This window comes from Haloarcula sp. Atlit-47R (genome assembly GCF_003665985.1).
In the GTDB taxonomy this organism is placed as follows: domain Archaea; phylum Halobacteriota; class Halobacteria; order Halobacteriales; family Haloarculaceae; genus Haloarcula; species Haloarcula taiwanensis.
Genome location: NZ_QPLQ01000001.1, coordinates 195837 through 215678 on the forward strand (window position 1 = coordinate 195837; position 19842 = coordinate 215678).

The 19842-nt window shown below is 63.9% G+C and carries 22 protein-coding genes and 1 tRNA gene; 9 read left to right on the top strand and 14 right to left on the bottom strand.

Annotated features, from left to right (window positions below; translation table 11 throughout):
• Nucleotides 1-20: 20 nt before the first annotated feature.
• Nucleotides 21-503, bottom strand: a complete 483-nt coding sequence (locus DVK00_RS01025) for a hypothetical protein (protein ID WP_101350536.1) — start codon at nucleotides 501-503, stop codon at nucleotides 21-23.
• Nucleotides 504-624: 121 nt separating this feature from the next.
• Here DVK00_RS01025 and pyrF point away from each other — a divergent pair, with 121 nt between their 5' ends.
• Nucleotides 625-1458, top strand: a complete 834-nt coding sequence (gene pyrF / locus DVK00_RS01030; protein ID WP_101350537.1) for an orotidine-5'-phosphate decarboxylase — start codon at nucleotides 625-627, stop codon at nucleotides 1456-1458.
• A gap of 81 nt (nucleotides 1459-1539) precedes the next feature.
• On the opposite strand, the gene DVK00_RS01035 is transcribed toward pyrF, so the two are convergent.
• On the bottom strand, nucleotides 1540-1740 hold the full coding sequence (locus DVK00_RS01035; RefSeq protein WP_101350538.1) for a hypothetical protein: 201 nt from the start codon (nucleotides 1738-1740) through the stop codon (nucleotides 1540-1542).
• Between the two features lie 127 nt (nucleotides 1741-1867).
• Between DVK00_RS01035 and DVK00_RS01040 the strand changes: the two genes are divergently transcribed.
• Entirely contained in the window at nucleotides 1868-2056 is a 189-nt protein-coding gene (locus DVK00_RS01040) for a hypothetical protein (protein ID WP_101350539.1), read from the top strand.
• Here the strand turns inward: DVK00_RS01040 and trpG are convergent.
• Genes trpG through trpD form a run of 4 tightly spaced genes read right to left on the bottom strand, consistent with a single transcriptional unit; the run spans nucleotide 2053 to nucleotide 5943 of the window.
• A complete protein-coding gene (gene trpG, locus DVK00_RS01045; RefSeq protein ID WP_121535121.1) occupies nucleotides 2053-2676 on the bottom strand; it encodes an anthranilate synthase component II in 624 nt (207 codons plus the stop codon). The two genes, DVK00_RS01040 and trpG, sit on opposite strands and share 4 nt — an antisense overlap.
• A complete protein-coding gene (gene trpE / locus DVK00_RS01050; protein WP_101350541.1) occupies nucleotides 2673-4310 on the bottom strand; it encodes an anthranilate synthase component I in 1638 nt (545 codons plus the stop codon). The genes trpG and trpE overlap by 4 nt, the downstream gene beginning before the upstream one ends.
• Nucleotides 4307-4951 (bottom strand): phosphoribosylanthranilate isomerase, encoded by a 645-nt coding sequence (locus tag DVK00_RS01055; protein ID WP_101350542.1) that lies wholly within the window; start codon nucleotides 4949-4951, stop codon nucleotides 4307-4309. The genes trpE and DVK00_RS01055 overlap by 4 nt, the downstream gene beginning before the upstream one ends.
• A complete protein-coding gene (gene trpD, locus DVK00_RS01060; RefSeq protein WP_121577110.1) occupies nucleotides 4948-5943 on the bottom strand; it encodes an anthranilate phosphoribosyltransferase in 996 nt (331 codons plus the stop codon). The genes DVK00_RS01055 and trpD overlap by 4 nt, the downstream gene beginning before the upstream one ends.
• Nucleotides 5944-6120: 177 nt before the next feature.
• Here trpD and DVK00_RS01065 point away from each other — a divergent pair.
• Both DVK00_RS01065 and DVK00_RS01070 read left to right on the top strand, forming a co-directional pair.
• Nucleotides 6121-6195, top strand: a tRNA-Val gene (locus tag DVK00_RS01065).
• A gap of 234 nt (nucleotides 6196-6429) precedes the next feature.
• Complete coding sequence (locus DVK00_RS01070; protein WP_121535122.1) at nucleotides 6430-6783, top strand: hypothetical protein; 354 nt, start codon at nucleotides 6430-6432, stop codon at nucleotides 6781-6783.
• A 7-nt stretch (nucleotides 6784-6790) separates the two neighbouring features.
• On the opposite strand, the gene DVK00_RS01075 is transcribed toward DVK00_RS01070, so the two are convergent.
• Together DVK00_RS01075 and DVK00_RS01080 are read right to left on the bottom strand one after the other, a co-directional pair.
• Nucleotides 6791-7282, bottom strand: coding sequence for an HTH domain-containing protein (locus DVK00_RS01075; RefSeq protein ID WP_121535123.1), 492 nt, complete (start codon nucleotides 7280-7282; stop codon nucleotides 6791-6793).
• Nucleotides 7283-7462: 180 nt separating this feature from the next.
• Nucleotides 7463-7783: a lycopene cyclase domain-containing protein gene (locus DVK00_RS01080; protein ID WP_101350545.1), complete on the bottom strand. Its 321-nt coding sequence runs from the start codon at nucleotides 7781-7783 to the stop codon at nucleotides 7463-7465.
• A 108-nt stretch (nucleotides 7784-7891) separates the two neighbouring features.
• Between DVK00_RS01080 and DVK00_RS01085 the strand changes: the two genes are divergently transcribed.
• Nucleotides 7892-9034: a CBS domain-containing protein gene (locus DVK00_RS01085; protein WP_101350546.1), complete on the top strand. Its 1143-nt coding sequence runs from the start codon at nucleotides 7892-7894 to the stop codon at nucleotides 9032-9034.
• A 17-nt stretch (nucleotides 9035-9051) separates the two neighbouring features.
• Here DVK00_RS01085 and DVK00_RS01090 read toward each other — a convergent pair whose 3' ends face one another.
• A complete protein-coding gene (locus DVK00_RS01090) occupies nucleotides 9052-10065 on the bottom strand; it encodes an NADP-dependent oxidoreductase (protein WP_101350547.1) in 1014 nt (337 codons plus the stop codon).
• A gap of 183 nt (nucleotides 10066-10248) precedes the next feature.
• The gene (locus DVK00_RS01095; protein ID WP_101350548.1) at nucleotides 10249-12474 is read right to left on the bottom strand and encodes a CDC48 family AAA ATPase; all 2226 of its coding nucleotides are present in this window, start codon (nucleotides 12472-12474) and stop codon (nucleotides 10249-10251) included.
• 200 nt (nucleotides 12475-12674) lie between these two features.
• Between DVK00_RS01095 and DVK00_RS01100 the strand changes: the two genes are divergently transcribed.
• Together DVK00_RS01100 and larC are read left to right on the top strand one after the other, a co-directional pair.
• Nucleotides 12675-13091, top strand: coding sequence for a universal stress protein (locus DVK00_RS01100; protein WP_101350549.1), 417 nt, complete (start codon nucleotides 12675-12677; stop codon nucleotides 13089-13091).
• Between the two features lie 46 nt (nucleotides 13092-13137).
• The gene (gene larC / locus DVK00_RS01105; RefSeq protein ID WP_101350550.1) at nucleotides 13138-14454 is read left to right on the top strand and encodes a nickel pincer cofactor biosynthesis protein LarC; all 1317 of its coding nucleotides are present in this window, start codon (nucleotides 13138-13140) and stop codon (nucleotides 14452-14454) included.
• 3 nt (nucleotides 14455-14457) lie between these two features.
• Here larC and DVK00_RS01110 read toward each other — a convergent pair whose 3' ends face one another.
• Nucleotides 14458-15243: a hypothetical protein gene (locus tag DVK00_RS01110; RefSeq protein WP_121577111.1), complete on the bottom strand. Its 786-nt coding sequence runs from the start codon at nucleotides 15241-15243 to the stop codon at nucleotides 14458-14460.
• A 163-nt stretch (nucleotides 15244-15406) separates the two neighbouring features.
• Here DVK00_RS01110 and DVK00_RS01115 point away from each other — a divergent pair, with 163 nt between their 5' ends.
• Together DVK00_RS01115 and radB are read left to right on the top strand one after the other, a co-directional pair.
• Complete coding sequence (locus DVK00_RS01115; protein ID WP_121577112.1) at nucleotides 15407-16237, top strand: hypothetical protein; 831 nt, start codon at nucleotides 15407-15409, stop codon at nucleotides 16235-16237.
• 54 nt (nucleotides 16238-16291) lie between these two features.
• The gene (radB, locus tag DVK00_RS01120; RefSeq protein WP_101350553.1) at nucleotides 16292-17002 is read left to right on the top strand and encodes a DNA repair and recombination protein RadB; all 711 of its coding nucleotides are present in this window, start codon (nucleotides 16292-16294) and stop codon (nucleotides 17000-17002) included.
• Between the two features lie 177 nt (nucleotides 17003-17179).
• On the opposite strand, the gene phoU is transcribed toward radB, so the two are convergent.
• From phoU to trkA, 3 genes are all read right to left on the bottom strand, one after another.
• Nucleotides 17180-17860 (bottom strand): phosphate signaling complex protein PhoU, encoded by a 681-nt coding sequence (phoU, locus tag DVK00_RS01125; RefSeq protein ID WP_101350554.1) that lies wholly within the window; start codon nucleotides 17858-17860, stop codon nucleotides 17180-17182.
• Nucleotides 17861-17985: 125 nt separating this feature from the next.
• Nucleotides 17986-18297: a hypothetical protein gene (locus tag DVK00_RS01130; protein WP_101350555.1), complete on the bottom strand. Its 312-nt coding sequence runs from the start codon at nucleotides 18295-18297 to the stop codon at nucleotides 17986-17988.
• A 51-nt stretch (nucleotides 18298-18348) separates the two neighbouring features.
• The gene (gene trkA / locus DVK00_RS01135; protein WP_101350556.1) at nucleotides 18349-19680 is read right to left on the bottom strand and encodes a Trk system potassium transporter TrkA; all 1332 of its coding nucleotides are present in this window, start codon (nucleotides 19678-19680) and stop codon (nucleotides 18349-18351) included.
• Between the last annotated feature and the right edge of the window lie 162 nt (nucleotides 19681-19842).

Here is a 19842-nt window from a genome sequence, read left to right on the forward strand (position 1 = left end):
GGACACCGACTGAACTGCACTCAGTGACGGCTCGGCTCAGCGATAGCTGCCGACGTCCATGCGACGAATCCGGTCAGGATGAGCACGGAGCCGAGTATAGCTGTCACGGCAGCGATAGCAAGCACCAGCGTTGGAAGGCCAAGCGGCGTCCCGAGGGCGATGACAATCGGTGTCACTGTGATACAGAGCGAGCCCAGCGCGACGGCCCGGCGCTGTGTCGTCGTCAGTTCGATACCGAGATGGAACAGCGACCCGGGTTCCGGGTCGGGGGCGGCGAGGCCGAGACACAGCAGTGGGACGCCGATAAACACCAGCGTCGCGGCGACGGCGTACGACCAGAACAGCCACTGCTCGGACGCGGGCGCGAGCGACAGAAGCGCGCCGAGGGCCACGAGCACGACACCGCCGACGAGTCCGAACTGCCGCAGCCGTGGGTCATCCAGGGCTTCGCTCAGGTCTGGGAGAGTCTCGGCCACGTGACCGACATCCACGAAACGATCCATACGCGGGCTTCTCCCTCCGGTGTGAAATAGACAGCGGAAGAAGTATCAAATCTGATTCCACCGAAGCAAGGGGCGACACGAGAAGGAAACGCTTGTATCGCTTCCAACCGCCGCGGTATCTATGCACTTCTTCGACCGCCTCGCGGACCGCATCGCGACCGCCGACAGCGTGGTATCGGTCGGTCTCGACCCGGACCCCGACCGCCTCCCAGACAGCGTGCTGGACGCCGACCTCCCGCGCTGGCAGTTCAATCGCCGGATTATCGACGCGACCCACGAGCACGCCGCGTGCTACAAGCCAAACGCCGCCTTCTACGAGGACCCCGACGGCTGGCGCGCCCTCGAAGAAACCATCGCCTACGCACACGGCAAAGACGTGCCGGTCTTGCTGGACGCCAAGCGGGGCGACATCGGCAACACCGCACGGCAGTACGCCCAGATTCTCGACGACGAGGCAGGCCCCGCCGCCGACGCCATCACGGTCAACCCCTTTCTCGGACGAGACTCGCTGGAGCCGTTCCTCCAGTGCGCGGACAAAGGGGTGTTCGTTCTCGGGCGCACCTCGAACCCCGGCGGCGAGGACTTACAGGACCTCGAACTGGCCTCCGGCGAGAAACTGTACGAGCGCGTCGTCCACCTCGCTGACCTCTGGAACGGCAACGGGAACGTCGGTCTCGTCGTCGGTGCGACAAACCCCGACGAACTCGAGGAAATCCGCGAACTGGTTCCAGACATTCCGTTTCTCGTCCCCGGCGTCGGCGCGCAGGGCGGCGACGCCGAGGCCGCCGTCGAGCACGGCCTCGCCGACGGCGTCGGCCTCGTCAACTCCTCGCGGGGTATCATCTTCGCCGGCGAGGACGCTGACGCGCGGCGCGATGACTCTGGTGACGCGTTTTTCAAGGCCGCCGGCCAGTCGGCACGACAGCTCAAAGAGCGATTGAATCAGTTCCGGTAGCTCGTATGGTAGCCGTACCTTCGTGGAGATATTCGCCAGTTCGAGGTGGCAACATTCGGTACGTGATTACAGCCGACAGTATCAGAAGCGGAACGTGTCCACGCCGTCAGGCATGTCTTCCGGCGAGACGCGGTCGCCCGGCCGACCGACCTCTGCGCCACACTCGACGCACATCCCGGTGTCGTCGTCCCAGTGGCGATCACAGACGAGTCGCCCGCACCTGTCGCAGGTGTGGTCCACGTCGGGGCGCTCACAGAGTTCACACAGTCCGGCGACGCTCATGATAGTGGGTAGCACAGCTGGCCGTTTGAATCTTTGGCGGTGTGAGCGTGCAGTGGTTCAGCAACCCGTGCCGGGACAGTCCCCGCCGGCCACGAAGTATTTCCCCGTGGCTATTCCTATCTGTAGTATGTTGCCACTCCTTCAGCTTGGAGCGCTGCCATCGCTGCCAGCGATACTCGTCGGCTTGCTGGCTATCGCCGTGGTCCTGCTGGTCGGTCGGCTCGTGATGAAGGTGGCGTGGCGGCTCGTTATCATCGCTATCATCGCCGTCGCCGTCCTCTGGATACTCGGACTGCTGGGCTTTCAGGTCATCTAGAGGCCGGCGAGGAAGTTCCGAATCACGTCGTGGCCGACCGCAGTCAGGACCGACTCCGGATGGAACTGGACGGCCTCGATGGGATATTCGCGGTGGCGGACACCCATCACCAGCTCTGTCCCGTCCTCGGTCTCCGTGGTCGCGCTGACGACGAACTCGTCGGGCACGTCCTCGGCGATGAGCGAGTGATAGCGCCCGCCCTGAAACCCCTGTTCCAGGCCCTCGAAGACCCCCGTCTCGTCGTGGTCGATAGGGAACGCCTTGCCGTGAATCGGCTCCGGCGCACGACCGATGCTACCGCCGTAGGCGTACACCGCCGATTCGAGGCCCAGACAGACCCCGAGCGTCGGCACGTCAGGGCTGACCTCGCGGAGGACCTCCAGCGTGACACCGACATCCCGCTCGTTCTTCGGATGGCCCGGCCCCGGCGACAGGATGATGGCGTCGGGGTCGAACGCCTTGACCTCGTCGAGCGTCGCGGTGTTGCGGACGACTTCGGTCTCTGCGTGTTCGGAGACGTACTCGACGAGATTGTACGTAAAGGAGTCGAAGTTGTCGACGAACAGCACCCGGAGGTCATCCCTGACAGCGTCCACACCAGCGGGCTGTGACGCACTCATCGGGTCACCTCCTCGGGGCCGTCGGCTCCGCTCGCAGCCTCGGTGTCGTCGGCACCCACAGTCGTGTCGACCGGTTCCCCTTCGATTTCCTCCAGCGCCGTCAGCACGCCGTCCATTTTCTGCTCGGTCTCGACGTACTCGCTTTCGGGGTCCGAATCCGCGACGATGCCCGCGCCGGCCTGGACGGTGATGCGGTCCCGGTCGCCCTCGTCCTCGACCGTGGCCGAGCGGATGACGATGGCGAAGTCGGTGTCCCCGTCCCAGTCGAAGTAGCCGACGCCGCCGCCGTAGGGGCCACGCGGCGAGCGTTCGAGTTCGTCGATTATCTCCATGGCGCGAATCTTCGGCGCGCCCGAGAGGGTCCCCGCCGGGAACGTCGCGCGGGCGGCGTCGAAGGCGTCCTTGTCCGCGGCGAGCCGGCCAGTGACCGTGGATTCGATGTGCTGGACGTGGCTGTACTTGAGGACGTTCATGAACTCAGGAACGCGGACGCTCCCGGCCTCGGCGACGCGGCGCACGTCGTTGCGCGCCAGGTCGACCAGCATGGTGTGTTCGGCCCGCTCCTTCCCGTCGGCGAGCATCTCGCCGGCGAGGCGGCGGTCCTCGACGGGGGAGTTTCCGCGCTGGCACGTCCCCGCGATGGGGTTCGAGACGACGTGGTCGCCGGCGACCGAGACCAGCGTCTCCGGGCTCGCGCCGACGATGGTCAGGTCGTCGTAGCCCAGCAGATACATGTACGGCGAGGGGTTCACCGCCCGGAGCGCCTCGTAGAAGCCCAGCGGGTCGACCTCGCCGTACAGCTCGCGGGTCCGCGAGATGACGCCCTGGTAAATGTCCCCCGAGAGGACGTACTCCTTGGCGCGTTCGACGGCGTCCTCGTACTCGTCTTGCGGACCAGCAACTTCGTCCTCGCGGCGGAAGCCGTCAGTCTCCAGCGGGGCGAGGTCCGTCAGCACGGCCTCGACCCGTTCGGCCTCGGCGACCAGTTCGTCGTAGCGCTCGCCGGCGTCCTCGCCTTGCCTGACAACAGGTGTGAACACGAGCGAGACAGTATCCTCGACGTGGTCGAATCGGACCGTCGACGTCGTGAGGACGAACTGCGCGTCCGGGAACCGCGAGTCGGGGCGGTCCAAGCCGACCTCGTCGAGCCAGAGGTCGTAGACGGCGTCATAGGAGAGGAAGCCGACGAGGCCGCCTTCGAGATGCTGGCGGTCCATCTCCGGGAAGTTCCGCAGCGCCACATCGGGCATCGCGGCCCGGAGGTCATCAACCACGTCGCCGCCATCGGTCGTCACGAGGTCGGCGTAGCGGTCGTCGAACGCCTCGACCTCGCTCTCGTCGCCGGTCACGGTAACGACAGCGCGCGGGTCGTAGCCGACGAAGGAGAAGCGGGCGTGGCGGTCGTCGGTCTCCGGCGCGAACGCGCCGTCGGGGTCGCTGGAGGCGACCTTCTCGGCGCTTTCCAGCAGGAACGTGTAATCGTTTGCGGCTACGTCACTCGTGCGGCCGGTCAGCGCTGCGTACGCGGTCAGCGGTTCCACGTCGACGTCCAGCTCCGCGGCGGTGCGGACGACGACCGGGCGGTCGGCCTTGGCGTGTTCGACGAACTCCTCGCGGGAGATATCGAGGGTCATACCGCTCCCTCCGCTGCTTGCTTGGCGTTCCGGACGAACCGGCTGACCGCGTCGTGGTCTTTCGTGCCGCCAGCGGACTCCACGCCGCTCGCCACGTCGACGGCGAACGGTTCGACCGTCTCGACGGCGTCGGCCACGTTCTCAGGGGTCAGTCCGCCGGCCAGCACGATGGGCACATCCAGCGAGTCGACGAGGTCGCGCGTGCGCTCCCAGTCGTGTGTCTCGCCCGTGCCGCCGCCGCCGTCGGCGTCGACTGAGTCCACGAGCAAGGCGTCGGCGTGGGTGGCATAGCTCTCGATGGCTGGCGCGTCCGCCTCGACGACGGCGACGATATCCTGGGTGATGCGGCTGTCGAGGGCCCCGAGTTCTGCCGGTGAGAGTCCGTCGTGGACCTGCACTGCGTCGGGTTCGATCCTGTCGACGCGCCTGACGGCCTCCTGAACCGTCGTCGGCATCGTCACCAGTACGCTCGTCACGAACGGCGGGACGCCGTCGGCGAGCTTCTCGGCAGTGGCCGCATCGACTTCCCGTGGTGTGTCGACCGGGACACCGTGGATGACGCCGACCGCGTCAGCGCCGGCCGTAACGACGGCATCGCGGTCCGTGCTGTCCGTCACGCCACAGATCTTCACGCGCGTCATGCCCCGATCAGATCGTCGAGTTTGTCGGCCGCCGCGCCCGACTCGATAGCCTCCCGGGCCTGTTCGACCCCCGCCTCGTGCGTGTCGGCGACACCGGCGACGTAGATGGCTGCGCCAGCGTTAGCGAGGATGATGTCCCGCTTCGCCCCGGTGATCTCTCCGGAGACGATGCCACGAAGGTCGGCGGCGTTCTCCGCGGGCTCGCCGCCCGCCATGGCCTCGATGTCATGTGTCTCAAGCCCCATGTCTTCCGGGGAGATGGTGTACTCCGCGATCCGGTCGCCGGTTACTTCCGCGACAACCGTCTCGCCGTGGACTGCAATCTCGTCGAGGCCGTCGCCGTGGACGACCAGCGCCCGCTCGACATCCAGTCGAGCCAGCGCTTCGGCCATCACGGGCACGAGGTCCGGGTCGTAGACGCCAAGCACCTGTGCGTCCGCATCGGCAGGGTTCGTCAGCGGGCCGAGAATATTGAACACAGTCCGCATCCCGAGTTCCTGGCGCGGGCCGATAACGGCCTTCATCGCCGGGTGGAACACGGGTGCGAGCATGAAGCCGATCCCGTCTCGTTCAATCGTCTCCTCGACAGCCGGCGGTTCGGCCTCGATGTCGACGCCGACCTCTTCGAGCACGTCGGCGCTCCCAGACGATGAAGAGACAGAGTAGTTGCCGTGTTTGGCAATCGGGACGCCAGCCCCGGCCGCGACAATGGCGCTCGTCGTCGAGACGTTGATTGTGTTGTAGTCGTCGCCACCGGTCCCGCAGGTGTCGACAAGCCCCTCGCGGTCGGGCCGAATGGTCCGTGCGGCGTCTCGCATCCCCTCCGCGAAGCCAGCGATCTCGGCCTCTGTCTCCCCCTTTGCCCGCAGTGCCGTCAGGAGCGCTCCGATCTGTGCCTCGGTCGCATCCTCGAAGACAGTCGTCGCGACGGTCCGAGCCTCGTCCTGTGTCAGGTCTTCACCGTCGGTGACGCGTTCAATATACTCTTTCATTGTATTCACCAATGGACTCTTTCGTGTTGTGATGTACAAATCCGTACATTGACTTAAGCCTATCGGGACTTTGCCCGTTGACGGATACGTGTGGACAATCAACAGACAACGTAGCGATACGGAATTCGAAACCTTCAATTACACCCGCCGGAAACAATGTGGTGTACCTCGCAGTGAGGGTTCGTGGTCTAGGTCGGTTATGACACCTCCTTGACATGGAGGAGGCCGGCGGTTCAAATCCGCCCGAACCCATTTCTACTATCCCTGCCGGCGAGCGAAGCAAGTCTGCAGCGATTGCTGGCGTTGGTTCGCCGAGTCTGTGCAAACGCACCCGTCTCGACGTGGACCACAATCCTCCCGAGTCCACTCCCGTTGTCGTCGGGAATGAGTACGACACTGGCGCACCCCGACGAAGTCGGAAGCAGACCGATCGGCCGGCAGAACCGTCCCATAGTTTCTTGCCCCAACCGCGTTAGAGTCATCTATATGAGAGATCAGGTCCAGTCGGCGGACGCGTTCGAACAGTTCGTGCTGCTGGCCGTTGTGGAACTCGAAACCGCCGGTGAAACGCCAGTCCACTCCTATCACGTGACGCAGACAATGAAAGCGCACCTCGCAGATATCGACCGACAGCCCTTCGGCGGCGTCGAGCGCCAGAAGGTCATCTCGGTGCTGGGACAACTCGCCGAGAAGGGACTCCTGAGCAACGAAAAGACGGAGTCACCCACGGGGAAAGGGCGGCCGGGATACGGACTGGCTGGAGACCCGGACGAAGTGCTTGAAGCGCTGTCGACGACGGACGAATTCAACTCGTATATCGAAACGGTGCGGTCCTCGTAGGTTCCCGTTAGACGACACTCACGTCGCCACCCTCTTGATCGAGAGCGGGTGGTTGGCCCACTTCGAGACGGTCAAGGCGGTCCATAATCGTGTGGACGACATCGTCTTTCGTACAGGGTGCGACGTGGACGAGTTCGCTGCCGTCGTATTCAGCCAGCCCCATGACTGGCAACGCCATAGCGTCGTACGCCGACTCCGCTACTTCTGAATCAACGGTTGTGTCCTGATAGAACGAGTCCAGCGAGACATTGTTGCTCAGTGCCCACTGCTTGAACTCGGCGACCCGGTTCAGGATGTACTTGCCTTCCTCCGTCCGTGCGGCGGCCGACTGCGGTGCGATCTGTTTGCCCCAGACGATGACGTTGAACCCGTCGATGTGGTCGTTCTCGTCGAGCGTCTGAAGCCGGTCGATGACCGCTTCCTGTCGTTCGTGTGCGCCGTCAGGCAGCATCGACCGGACATACAGTTCAATATGAGGTGTCGGGTTAGTATCACTCATGGCTATCCGACAGCACTCCCGGCTGACACATATAGATACTGTGAGAGATGTCTGCATAGTACAGATGGCCCTTTCAGGACGAGATACGCGCGAAATCAGCAGTATCTGTGAGCGGTCCGATTCCAGTTGTAACGCAAATTTGGAAGTAGTTAACAGCTGAAAGCGATATCGGATTTCTTACTATTCGCTGTTCGACCCGGACGAAAGACCGTGGAGATTCTCGTGGATACCGAGAATGAGCGCGGGAACGACGATCATGAAAATATGTTCTTCGATGGGAATCCCGAGCAGGTCGACACCGGTCCGGAGTTTGATTTCGAAGACACCAACGGTCAGTGTGTACCAGTCCCAGACGTAGGCGATCGGATAGAGCGCGACGATGGTCTTGGCCGCCATCCGGAGGGCGTTCGCGCGCCAGAGCAACACGAGAGCGATACTCCCCCAGATCACCTCGGTCACTAGGTAGGTGTAGGGGCCGAAGACCCCGATGTCAGGCAGCATACACCGACCTTAGATCTACGGGCCTAAAGCTTAGTTCGTCTCTCGGTTTCCGGGGACTAAACCAACCTTGATAACCCCACACGTCGAATCTACGAATTGTGAAGAACGATGGATATTGCTGATATCGCCACCAGAGAATTTGTCGAGGTTGACGCCAACAAGCGCTTGGGGAAAGTCCGGTCTATCTTCGAACGCGAGAACCCCAAGGGTATCATCGTCACGGAAGACGGTGACTACGCTGGCGTTATCACGCAGAAACAGCTGGTCCAGTCCCATGTCGAGGACAACGCGAAAGCGGGGGCGATGACGCGCTCGGCGCCGAAAGTCGAGCGCACCGACGACGTGCGCGAGGTCGCGCGCGTCCTCGTCGAGGGTGGTGTCAAGCTCGCGCCGGTGTTCGAGGCGGGCGAGCTCTGGGGTATCGTCACCGAGGACGATATCCTCGACGCGGTTCTCGACAACCTCGACGCACTGCGCGTCGAGGACATCTACACGCAGGACGTCATCACAGTCTCTGAGGACACCAACGTCGGGCAAGTCGTCAACCTCCTCCGGAAACACGGCATCTCCCGGCTTCCGGTACTTGGTGACGACGACGGCCTGACTGGGATGGTCACGCGTCACGACATCGTCGACGTGGTCGTCCGGGACATGAACAAGACGACGCGGGGCGACCGCTCCGGCGAAGTCGAGCGCGTGCTCGACATGCCGGTCTACGACGTAATGAGCAGTCCGGTGGAGACGGCAAAGCTCGGCGACTCCGTCGAGAACGCCGTCGCGCGGATGCTCGAAAACGACTTCGCCGGGCTCGTCGTCACGCCGGAAGAGGACGACACCCACGTCGCCGGCATCCTCACGAAGACCGACGTGCTCCGTGCGCTGACCTACACCGAAGAAGAGCACATGGACGTCCAGATCACGAATATAAAACTGCTGGACACCATCTCCCGTGCGGATATCCGGGCCGACATCGAGACGGTCGCGGACAAGTACGGAGCGATGCAGGTCCAGCACGCGCACGTCCGGTTCCACGAGCACAAGGAGAAGCTCCGTGGCACGCCGCTCATCCAGTGTCAGATCCGCCTGCGCACCAACAAGGGTCAGGCGGCCGGCTCCGGTGAGGGCTACGGCGCTGAAACCGCCTTCAACGTCGCGCTCGACAAGCTAGAACGCAACGTCCTCGAACTGAAAGGCGTTCAGGCCGACGAGGAGTACCGCGGCCAGCTCCTCCGTAAGCTCGGCGAGCTATAACCGGATACTCGTTTTTTCTATCGCTCGGCGACCTGCACGAGCTGCTTGCCGATGTTCTCGCCCTCAAACAGCCCGAGGAACGCGTCGGGCGCGTTCTCGATGCCTTCGGTGACGGTTTCTCGGTAGGAAATGTCGCCCGAGGCGACCCACTGACCGAGCTGCTTCGTCGCTTCCTCGAACCGCGGCTCGAAGTCGGAGACGAGAAGCCCTTCGACGGTTGCCCGGGACTGGATGACCTGAGTCAGCTTGCGCGGCCCCATCGGGACCTCCTCGCTGTTGTACAGCGAGATCTGTCCGCAGACGGCGACGCGCGCGTCGGTGTTGAGTCGCGTGAACACCGCGTCGGTGATCGGGCCGCCGACGTTGTCGAAGTAGGCGTCGACGCCGTCCGGCGCGGCCTCGTCCAGCGCGGCCCGGTAGTCGTCGGTCGTTTTGTAGTTGATGCCAGCGTCGAAGCCGAGGTCGTCTTCGAGGAACGAGACTTTCTCGTCGGAGCCGGCGAAACCGACGACGCGTGCGCCCTGGAGCTTGGCGAGCTGACCCGCCACGGAGCCGACGGCGCCCGCAGCGCCGGTGACGACGAACGTGTCGCCGGCCGCAGGCTGCGCGACTTCCCGCGTGCCGAAGTACGCTGTCAGGCCCGGCATCCCTAAGACGCCGAGCGCTGTCGAAATGGGTGCGAGCTCCGGATTGACTTCTGTGAGCACCGGTCCGGGCGCTGTGGCGTACTCCGCCCACTCTAGCTCGCCGGTGACGACATCGCCCTCGTCAAAACGTGCACCGTTGGACTCGACAACCTCACCGACGACAGCACCCTTGAGCGCGTCGCCCACATCCCACGGGTCCGCATACGATTCGCTGTCTCGCATCCGGTCACGCATATACGGGTCGACAGAGAGGTACAGCGTCTTGATGAGTACCTCGCCGGGCCCCGGGTCCGGGATCTCTTCCTCGGAAAGCTCGAACGTATCGTGGTCGGGCGTCCCTTCGGGGCGCTTCGCCAGCCGGTAAACGCGGTTTGTGTTCGACATCACCCCTCATACACTTGCGACTTGAAAGGGGGCTTCGAAAGGAGAAACAAGCACCGGTTTTATAGTTTATCTAATAATTATCCACGGGTATTGTGCAGCCACGAGGGATGCATCGCTGATCGAGAGCGGTGAAGCGGAAAACGCGTTCAAATCAAGCGAGAAGCAGTATCGAGGTCGCCGGCGTTACTGGAAGCCGATCCGGCCGCCGGTTCCAGCCTGACGCTGTGGGCTGGAACCCCCTCTGAACTCCTCTTCCATCTGCTCGTAGTACTCGCGGATATCGTCGGTGATGGTCGGGCGCACGCTGTCCATCGCCTGCCGGAAGTGGCGCATCTCGACTTCCTCCGCGTCGTCGTCCTCACGGAGCGCCTCGATAGCGGCCTCACGGGCAATGGATTCGAGGTCCGAGCCGACGAAGCCCTCGCTGACTTCGGCCAGTTCACGCAGGCTCACATCGGGCGACAGCGGCGTGTCGTCCGTGTGGATCTTCAGGATCTGCTCGCGGCCCTCGATGTCGGGCTCGCCGATCATCACCAGCCGGTCGAACCGGCCCGAGCGGATGAGGGCCGGGTCGATCATGTCCGGGCGGTTGGTCGCGCCGATGACCATCACGTCCTCCATCTCTTCGAGCCCGTCGAGTTCGGTCAGGAGCTGGTTGACGACGCGTTCGGAGACGTTCGACCCCATCTCGCCGCCCCGACCCGGTGCCAGCGAGTCGAGTTCGTCGAAGAAGATGATGGTCGGGGCGACCTGGCGAGCCTTCCGGAACGTCTGGCGGATGGCCTTCTCGCTCTCGCCGACCCACTTGCTGAGTAGTTGCGGCCCGCGGACCGAGATGAAGTTCGCGTCCGTCTCGTTGGCGACAGCTTTCGCCATGAGCGTCTTTCCGGTGCCGGGCGGACCGTACAGCAACACGCCCGACGGCGGCGTCACGCCCATGCGCTCGAACTTCTCCGGGGAGTTCATCGGCCACTCGACGGCCTCCTGGACCTGCTCTTTGGGCTCGCTGAGGCCGCCGACGCTGTCCCAGGACACCTTCGGGAGTTCCACCAGCACTTCCCGCATCGCCGACGGACTCACCTCGTTGAGCGCGCCCTTGAAGTCGTCGCGCTTGATTATCATGCGGTCGATGAGGCTCGGCGGGATGTCCTCCTCGTCCAAGTCGATTTCGGGGAGGTAGCGCCGGAGCGCCTTCATCGCGGCCTCCTTGGTCAGACTCTCGATGTCGGCTCCGACGAAGCCGTGCGTGTCCGTCGCCAGTTTGGCGAGGTTCACGTCGTCAGACAGCGGCATGCCGCGGGTGTGAATCTGGAGGATTTCCTCGCGGCCGACCTCGTCGGGCACGCCGATCTCGATTTCGCGGTCGAAGCGGCCGGGGCGGCGAAGCGCCGGGTCCACGCTGTCGACGCGGTTGGTCGCGGCGATGACGATGACCTGGCCCCGCGATTCGAGGCCGTCCATCATCGTCAGCAGTTGGGCGACGACGCGGCGCTCGACCTCGCCGGTCACGTCCTCGCGCTTTGGCGCGATAGAGTCCAGTTCGTCGATGAAGATTATCGAGGGCGATTCCTCGCTCGCGTCCTCGAAGATCTCGCGTAACTGCTGTTCCGATTCGCCGTAGTACTTCGAGATTATCTCGGGGCCGGCGATAGAGAAGAAACTGGCGGAGGTCTCGTTGGCGACGGCCTTCGCGAGCAGGGTCTTCCCGGTGCCGGGCGGCCCGTGGAGCAAGACCCCCTGTGGCGGCTCGATGCCGAGCTTCTTGAATATCTGGGGGTGTTTCATCGGCAGCTCGACCATCTCGCGGACCCGCTGAATCTCGTTTTGGAGGCCGCCGATGTCCTCGTAGGTGATGCCGCCGCCGGTCTTCTCGAACCCGGAGATGGGTTCCTCGCGGAGTTCGACCTCGGTGTCCTCAGTGATGAGACAGACGCCCTCCGGCTCGGTCTCGACTGCGATGAGCGGGATGGCCTGTCCGGGCGAGCGCATGAACGGGTGGTTCGTCGAGGACATCACGGGGACGATGTCGCGCTCGACGACCGGCCGCTTGAGAATCTGGCGTTTGACCATGCCGGCGGCGTCGGAGCCGAACTGGACCGATGCCTCCTCGGGCGGGGCGAGCACGAGCTTGTCGGCCTTCTCGGCCTCGGCCTTGCGGATGGTGACGCGCTCGCCGATGCCCACGTCTGCGTTCTGGCGCGTGAAGCCGTCGATGCGGACGGTGTCGGTGTTCCAGTCCTGTCGGTCGGCCCGCCACACCTTGGCCGCGGTCGTATCGCTCCCTTCTATCTCGATGATGTCGCCGGGGGAAAGCTTGAGATGCAGCAGCGTGTCGGGGTCGAGTCGGGCGATGCCGCGCCCCGAGTCGTTCGGGTACGCCTTCGCCACTTCCAATTGGACTTCGTTCATAGTAGAGCCTGCTTACAACGAACTCGGGTAGCCCCGGAGATATGCTTTATGCTACCGGCGGCCAAGACGCAGGGCGACGGGTTTATATGATACCTAATAACACACCGCACAGCATGCGGTAATAGCCTCTGTTTTGGGACGCAGTGACACAGGCTGCCGCCATCGCCGCGTTTCATAAGGCTGGACCCGATAGCGCCGATATGGTATTTCTTGTTCCCTTCGATGGGTCACCGCTTGCAGATGCCGCACTCGACCGCGCCGTCACCTACGCTGGAGCGCTTGACGAGGATGTCGTCGCCGTCGCGTTCATCCCCACTGGGGCCGACTACGCCGAGCGCCGCCGACGCGTCGACCCCACTGAAGACTTCGCCGCCGAAACCGCCGCAGATGACCTCAGACGCAAGATCGAGGAGGCGACCGACGACTCCGAACTCCGCTACGACGACGTGAGCGCCCACTCCACCAGTGAATTGTCGACGACGATCAGGCAGACCGCCCGAGACGTTGACGCCAGCGTCGTGTTCCTCGGTAGCGACGACACCGAAGACATCGTCGTCCCCATCGGCGAAGTCACAGACGGCGAGTCCTACGACATCCACATCGTCCGCCAGACGTGAGGCTGTAGCGAGAGGGCTTTTACCGGCCCAGCCTGACTCTCCGGGTATGCGAACACTCGCTTTCGATGGCCGGATAGGTGCTGCCGGCGACATGCTGCTGGGGGCACTACTGGCCGCCGGGGCCGACCGCGAGGCTCTGTCGCCGGTTGAAGACGCGCTGGACGTCGAATACGCCGTCTCCGCGGTGGACCGCTCAGGGATTGCTGCAACGCGCGTCGACGTACTGCTGACCGACGCCGACGATGTCGACGATTCTCACGACGACCAGTCGCATTCTCACTCCCACGACCATGACGAGGGACACGGCCACGCTGGGGACGACGACGCACACCCACACACCCACGAAGACCACGACCACACCCACGCTGAGGGGCGCGGCCCGAGCCGAACGTACGCCGAGGTCGTCGAACTCGTCGGGGAGATGGACCTCCCGGCGACAGTGCGAACGGACGCGCTGGCGATATTCGAGATACTCGGCGAGGCCGAGGCGTCTGTCCACGGGACGGATCTCGACGACACGCACTTTCACGAGGTCGGGGCCGACGACGCCATCGCTGATATCGTCGGCGTCTGCCTCCTGCTGGACGACCTCGACATCGAGCGGGTCGTAACGACGCCGCTGGCGACGGGCGGCGGGACTGTCGAGATGAGCCACGGCAGTTACCCGGTCCCGACTCCCGCAGTAGTTGCAATCGCGGAGCAAGCCGACTGGTCGCTGCAGGGTGGCCCCATCGACAGGGAACTCCTGACGCCGACCGGCGCGGCGATTCTCGCCCACATCGCTGACGGGACCGACTCGTTGCCACCGCTCGATCTCGACGCGTCAGGCTACGGCGCTGGCGGCTGGGACCTCGACGACCGCCCCAACGTCTTGCGGGCCATGGTCGGCGACGGCGCGGGGCGGCTCCGCCGCGATGAAATCACGGTCCTCGAAACGAACGTCGACGACGTCCCACCCGAAGTGCTTGGCGACCTCCAGCGCTCGCTCCCGGAGGTCGGCGCACGCGACGTGTCGATAGTGCCGACGACGATGAAGAAGTCCCGGCCCGGCCACATCGTGAAGGTCATCTGCAGGCCGGAAGACGCCGAGCGGGTCGCGCGCCGCCTCGCCGAAGCGACCGGGACGCTCGGCGTGCGCGAGTCCGGGGCCGGTCACCGCTGGGTCGCCGACCGGGAGTACAAGACGGTCGCGCTCTCCGTCGACGGCGAGCAGTTCGAGGTCACGGTCAAAGTCGCAAGTGACACTGACGGCACAGTGTTCGACGTGAGCGCGGAGTACGACGACGCCGCGGCCGTCGCGGACGCGACCGGGCTCCCCGTTCGGGCGGTTATGCAGCGAGCCGAGCGGATGGTGCGGGAATAGCCGCTACTCGTCGGCCGTGTCCGGGTCGGAGTCGCCCTCGTCTCCGTCCCCGACCGCAGTGTCGCTGTCGTGTTCGGCCAGCGCCTCCTCGACGGTGAGCGCGCCGGTGGCGACCTTTCGGGCCAGCCCCTCGCTGATTGCCCGGTTCGTCTCGCTTGCCTCCCGCGAGCGGTCCTTGATCTTCTGGAGTTCGCCGGCGGTGGGTTCGATGGTTCGGCTCTCGATTTCCTCGCCGTCGAGCCGGGCGATGTTGACCGCGGCCAGCACGTCACCCATTCCGCGTGCGCCGGACCCGAGATACGGCGTCGTCCCCGTTTCGTCGACCAACTCCACCGGCACGGACTGAATCTCGTCGATGATGCGCGCGCCGACGAGCCGTGCACCGTCGCCGATGCGGACGACCGGGTCGACCGCGTCCTCGACTTCATCGCGAACGATGTCGGTGATTTCCGCCACAGGTACCTGAAACGCCGCGACGACCATATCGCCGTGGAGAATCGCGACACCCGGCCGTTCGCCGGGGTCGATACCGATGACGGTTCGACCGTCACCACCCCGGAGTGTCGAGATGACGGTTTCGACGGCTCGACGCGGTGTGTCCGGGTCCGCCTGCACGAGGTCGACGCCGTCGGGGATTTCGACCGATTCCCCGGCCGCGATGACCGCGACCTCCGCCTCCTCGGGCCATTGGTCGCCCGGTTCGATAGTTGTGAACGCCACACCACGGTCGCGCAGCTCGTTGACGACACCGTGGTACACTTCGAAGTCCGCTGTGGCGACGACAATCACAACCGGAGTTCGGACGCCGATTACTTACAGATATGGGAGTCCGTTAGTCCACGTTTGTATTCTAGATATTTACCAGACACCATTGGATACATCGTGTTGGGGACATCTACGATTCCTATTATATTTGATAGGATTTTTATAACAGCTAACTGGACTGCTAGTGATGCGTCCGGTGGTTCACACTGACGGAGCAGGCGCGGCTTCCGACCCGCTGTTCAGTGGTGCCAGCGGAGCTTATCTGGGCTTGCTTCTGGCACCGCCGATTGTACCGGGGCTGAAGTGGGTCGGCGTTACCGAAGCGTGGGCGCTCTACGCCGCGCTGGTCGGGACGGTGACCGCTGTGACCACCGTAATAGGATGGCTGCTCTCCAGTCGACCGGCAGTAGCCGTTACAGTCGGCGCGACTCGCGCCCGGTGGCTTCCAGCGGCGATCGCGGCCGTGTACGCCGCCGTCGGCTTTGCGTCGCTGGAGATGAGTGGTGTCAGTGGCGTGCTGGCGTTTTTCTTCGGCTTGCTAGCCGTTTTGCTCGGAGTCGCTGTCGCGGTTATGTCACAGACACGGTACACTGCGGCAGTTACCGCAGGGGCGGACGAGCTGACCCGCTGGCGAGCGAGCTGGCCCGAGTCTGCACAGCGTCGGCGGTTGCACGTCGGCGGAGCCATCGCTGGCGTCGCGACCATCGGCTTCGCCGTCGGTGCGGTGTTCGATATCGCCCTGCTCCAGTACATCAGTCAGGTGCTGTTCCCGTCCGGCTTCGTCCTTCTCTCGACAGGCGGAACCCGAACCGTCGTGGCGACCGAGCGCGGTCTGGAAGTCAGACTCCCAATTGCCAGACAGTTCTACGCCTGGGAAGAACTGGAATCTTACGAGCTCGACGCCGAGTCGCTCGTCATCACCCGCAGATGGGGGACTGCCCTCCGGTTTGCAACAGCCGACATCGACGACGTGTCCCTCGCCGAGTGGACGCTGGCCGAACGGCTTTCGGACGACTGACAGCAGTGTCGTCAGGTACCAGTGTTTTTATCCGAACCTGCCCAACCCCTGCCCGTGAGCGAGTACGTCCCGACCGGGTGTGACGCTATTGACGACCTCCTGGGTGGTGGGCTGGAGCGCGGTGCGGTCACACAGGTGTACGGCCCGCCGGCGGCCGGCAAGACCAACTTCGCCCTGTCGGCGGTGATGGAAGTCGCCGCTGCCGGCGACGCGGCGCTGTACATCGACACTGAAGGACTCTCGGCCGACCGGATGGAACAGGTCGCTAGCGGCCGCGCTCGCGGGACCGCCCAGACCGTGGACGACCTCGCCGGCCGCCTCATCATCACCGAGGCGCTGGACTACGACGAGCAGGCCGAGGCCGTCCAGGACGCCGCGGAGTTCGCCGCCGAGGTCGAACTCATCGTGCTCGACAGCGCGACCGGGTTCTATCGACTCCGCCGCGACGACGAGGACGGCGGTGAGACGCTTCGGGACGTGGCCCGCCAGATTACCCACCTGCTCTCGCTGGCCCGCAAACACGACCTCGCGGTCCTGTTTACGAACCAGGTGTTTACCGACCCCGACAGCGACCGCTCAACGGCGCTCGGCGGCCATACCCTCAACCACTGGTCGGGCGCAATCGTCCGCCTGGACCGGTTCCGCGGCGGCAACCGCCGCGCCACACTGGAGAAACACCGCGCCAAACCGGCCGGCGACACGGCCCAGTTCCGCATCACCGACTCGGGACTTGTAGGCGACGACACGCCCGAGACGCCGCAGTAGCCCGCCCTAACTGCTGAACCAGTCGGGCACGGGCCGTCGCGGTTCTGTGGCCGTTCGACGCATACCGCGCGAGCGGAGCGAGCGCGGTTTCACCGAGCACGGCTCGCCGTGCTCGGCCTTTTTCATGACCGTTTTTCGAGGAGCGGTCGCCCCCGGCGACCCGACGACGAAAAAGGTTCAGTAGATGAGGTCGTCGTCGTTCTCGGCCATGTACAGCGTCCGCGCGGCGATGTTGACGGCGTGGTCGCCGACCCGCTCGATGTCACGAATCGTCAGCAGGAGACGGGACACGTCGGCCATCAGTTGCTCAATCTCGCCTTCGCTGGAGTCGGTGTCTATCTCCCGCTCAATGAGGTCGCGCACGACCGTCTCCGAGGCGGCCTCACAGCGTTCGTCCACCTCGTCGTCGACATCGGCGATGGCGTAGCACTGGTCGGCGTTCTCGTCGCCGTAGGCTTGCATAGCGTTTTCGACCATCTCGATGGTCACGTCGGCAACGTCCTGAATGTCGACCTCGGGGTATACATCGCGTTCGGCCTCCAGCGAGTACTCGCCGAGGTTCGTGGCGAGGTCGCCGATCCGTTCGAGGTCGGTAATGATCTTGAACGACGCGGCGATAAAGCGGAGATCGGATGCGACCGGCTGTTGCAGCGCCAGCAGGTCGATACAGTCCTGTTCGAGGTCGAGATACAGTTGATTGATCTCGTGGTCGCCCTCGATGACCTCTCGGGCCATCTCTTCGTCTTTCTGTTCGAGCGCATCCAAGCCAAGCCGAAGCCGCTCGAGGACGATCTCTGACATATAAAGGACATCCTCGCGGAGCGAGTTCAGTCCCTCCTGATAGGAATCGCGTGGCATAGTCCGGAATGTGCTAGTGCCATGCATCAGCCTTTCCCTTCTCCCAATATCTCCCGATACTGACCGGTGCGACAGTCGCGGCGGACTACTATGCAGGAACAGACACGCTCGACAGCAAAAAACGGCTACTGGGGCACTGCCTCGGTGTCGTTACGGGGATGAACGTCAAGCGTCGTTTCGTCACCAACTGCCGTTCCGGCCTCGACGCGCTCGACGCGCAGCACCACGTCCTGTGGCGTCGCGCAACCACAGCTCACGAACTCGTCCCACTCCTCGCCGACGGCTACCGGGCCGCTGTGGGCGCGTCGAAGGTACTGTTGATAGGTGTCCCCGCGGAGTTCGTCAGCTATCCACTCGGTATCGACGCCGGACCACGGGTCTCCATCGGTGGTGTTGGGAGCAAACGAGAGCACGATACGGGCCGCAACGGAAGCCATACACTAACTGAGGCGGGAAACAGGCTTAGTCTCTTGGGCGTAGCGCTGTTACTACAGCTTGTCGTTGACCGCTTCCAGACAGTCGGCGTCCACGAACACCACGACGTGGTCGCCGGGTTCGATAACAGTGTCACCGCGGGGGATGACAAGCTCGCCGCCGCGGCTGATAGCTCCGATGACCACGCCAGTCGGCAGTTCCTGCACCGATTCCTGGATCGGTCGCCCGGCGAGGACACTGTCAGCGGCTATTTCGATTTCCAGCACTTCGGCGCGGTCGGATTCGATGATGGCAACCTTCGTCGCGTCGTACTCCCGGGTGAACCGGGTAATCTCTTCTGCGGTCGTCTCGCGGGGATTGACAGCTACATCGACGCCAACAGCTTCGAACAGGTCAACGTACTCGCCGGAGTTGACGACGGCGACGGTTCGCTCCGCACCGAGTCGCTTGGCCAGCAGCGTCACTAAGAGATTCTTCTCGTCGCTATCGAGCGTCGCAACCACAGCATCGGCATCGGAGACGTGTTCCCGTTCGAGAAACTCAGTGTCGGTTGCATCACTCTCCAGCACGGTGGTTCCTTGCAGCTCTTCTGCCAGCTCGCGCGCTCTGTCGTGGTCGCGCTCGATAAGCCGCGGTTTGATACCGCGATCCTGAAGCAGTCGTGCGGTGTGATAGCCGACGTCGCTCCCGCCGACAACGAGGACGTTCTGGGTCGCCTCCGACTTCGGCGCGATCTCGGTCGCGAACAGGCGAACGCTCTCGCAGCTGCCGATGACGACGATATCGTCGCCGGCTTTGATGACTGTCTCTCCGCGCGGGATAATGACTTCGCCGTCGCGCAGTACGGCAGCGAAGGTTAATGACTCGTAGCGGTCGGCCTCAGCGACGGTCAGGTTCGTGATTGGACTGGATTCGCGCACTTCGAACTCACCCATCTGGACCTGACCGTCAACAAATGTTTCTACGTCGCGCGAACCGGGGAGCCCGATTACTCGGGCGATATTCTCCGCAGTGAGCAGGTTCGTCGCGACCATGTGATCCACGCCAAAGGCGCCCTCGGATTTCTCCCAAGTCCGGAGGAACTTCGCGCTCTTGACGCGGGAAATGGTGAAGGGGTCAGCCGCCGTTACCGCCGTCCCGCAGGTGACGATGTTCGTCTCGTCGTCGTCGGTACTGGCGATGAGAACGTCGGCTTTCTCGATACCGGCCTCGGAGAGGGTGTCGAGTTCCGCACCGTCCCCTTCGACGCCCAGCACGTCAGCCTCGTACATCAGGCTTTCAACGCGGTCTGGGTCGATATCTACGACGGCGACTTCGTGGCTCTCAGCGAGGCTCTCAGCAATGTTCGAACCGACCTCGCCCGCGCCGACGATTACGATATACACGGCTGTGCCTCCGCCTGATTCATATGCATCAGCTTTCCGCCGATGGGTGAAGTGTATTTTCATCCGGCCAGCAGTCCGGCCCCATCGGGGCGGACAGGCTACCGAATCCGGCGGTCAAGACGCACCTGTGGCTTACTTACGGCTCATCCCGAAGCGGTACAT

Bases quoted from the DNA above. Each gene is read 5' to 3' on its own strand.
- DVK00_RS01025 (WP_101350536.1), bottom strand. From the start codon at position 503: ATGGATCGTTTCGTGGATGTCGGTCACGTGGCCGAGACTCTCCCAGAC.
- pyrF (WP_101350537.1), top strand. From the start codon at position 625: ATGCACTTCTTCGACCGCCTCGCGGACCGCATCGCGACCGCCGACAGC.
- DVK00_RS01035 (WP_101350538.1), bottom strand. From the start codon at position 1,740: ATGAGCGTCGCCGGACTGTGTGAACTCTGTGAGCGCCCCGACGTGGAC.
- DVK00_RS01040 (WP_101350539.1), top strand. From the start codon at position 1,868: ATGTTGCCACTCCTTCAGCTTGGAGCGCTGCCATCGCTGCCAGCGATA.
- trpG (WP_121535121.1), bottom strand. From the start codon at position 2,676: ATGAGTGCGTCACAGCCCGCTGGTGTGGACGCTGTCAGGGATGACCTC.
- trpE (WP_101350541.1), bottom strand. From the start codon at position 4,310: ATGACCCTCGATATCTCCCGCGAGGAGTTCGTCGAACACGCCAAGGCC.
- DVK00_RS01055 (WP_101350542.1), bottom strand. From the start codon at position 4,951: ATGACGCGCGTGAAGATCTGTGGCGTGACGGACAGCACGGACCGCGAT.
- trpD (WP_121577110.1), bottom strand. From the start codon at position 5,943: ATGAAAGAGTATATTGAACGCGTCACCGACGGTGAAGACCTGACACAG.
- DVK00_RS01070 (WP_121535122.1), top strand. From the start codon at position 6,430: ATGAGAGATCAGGTCCAGTCGGCGGACGCGTTCGAACAGTTCGTGCTG.
- DVK00_RS01075 (WP_121535123.1), bottom strand. From the start codon at position 7,282: ATGAGTGATACTAACCCGACACCTCATATTGAACTGTATGTCCGGTCG.
- DVK00_RS01080 (WP_101350545.1), bottom strand. From the start codon at position 7,783: ATGCTGCCTGACATCGGGGTCTTCGGCCCCTACACCTACCTAGTGACC.
- DVK00_RS01085 (WP_101350546.1), top strand. From the start codon at position 7,892: ATGGATATTGCTGATATCGCCACCAGAGAATTTGTCGAGGTTGACGCC.
- DVK00_RS01090 (WP_101350547.1), bottom strand. From the start codon at position 10,065: ATGTCGAACACAAACCGCGTTTACCGGCTGGCGAAGCGCCCCGAAGGG.
- DVK00_RS01095 (WP_101350548.1), bottom strand. From the start codon at position 12,474: ATGAACGAAGTCCAATTGGAAGTGGCGAAGGCGTACCCGAACGACTCG.
- DVK00_RS01100 (WP_101350549.1), top strand. From the start codon at position 12,675: ATGGTATTTCTTGTTCCCTTCGATGGGTCACCGCTTGCAGATGCCGCA.
- larC (WP_101350550.1), top strand. From the start codon at position 13,138: ATGCGAACACTCGCTTTCGATGGCCGGATAGGTGCTGCCGGCGACATG.
- DVK00_RS01115 (WP_121577112.1), top strand. From the start codon at position 15,407: ATGCGTCCGGTGGTTCACACTGACGGAGCAGGCGCGGCTTCCGACCCG.
- phoU (WP_101350554.1), bottom strand. From the start codon at position 17,860: ATGCCACGCGATTCCTATCAGGAGGGACTGAACTCGCTCCGCGAGGAT.
- DVK00_RS01130 (WP_101350555.1), bottom strand. From the start codon at position 18,297: ATGGCTTCCGTTGCGGCCCGTATCGTGCTCTCGTTTGCTCCCAACACC.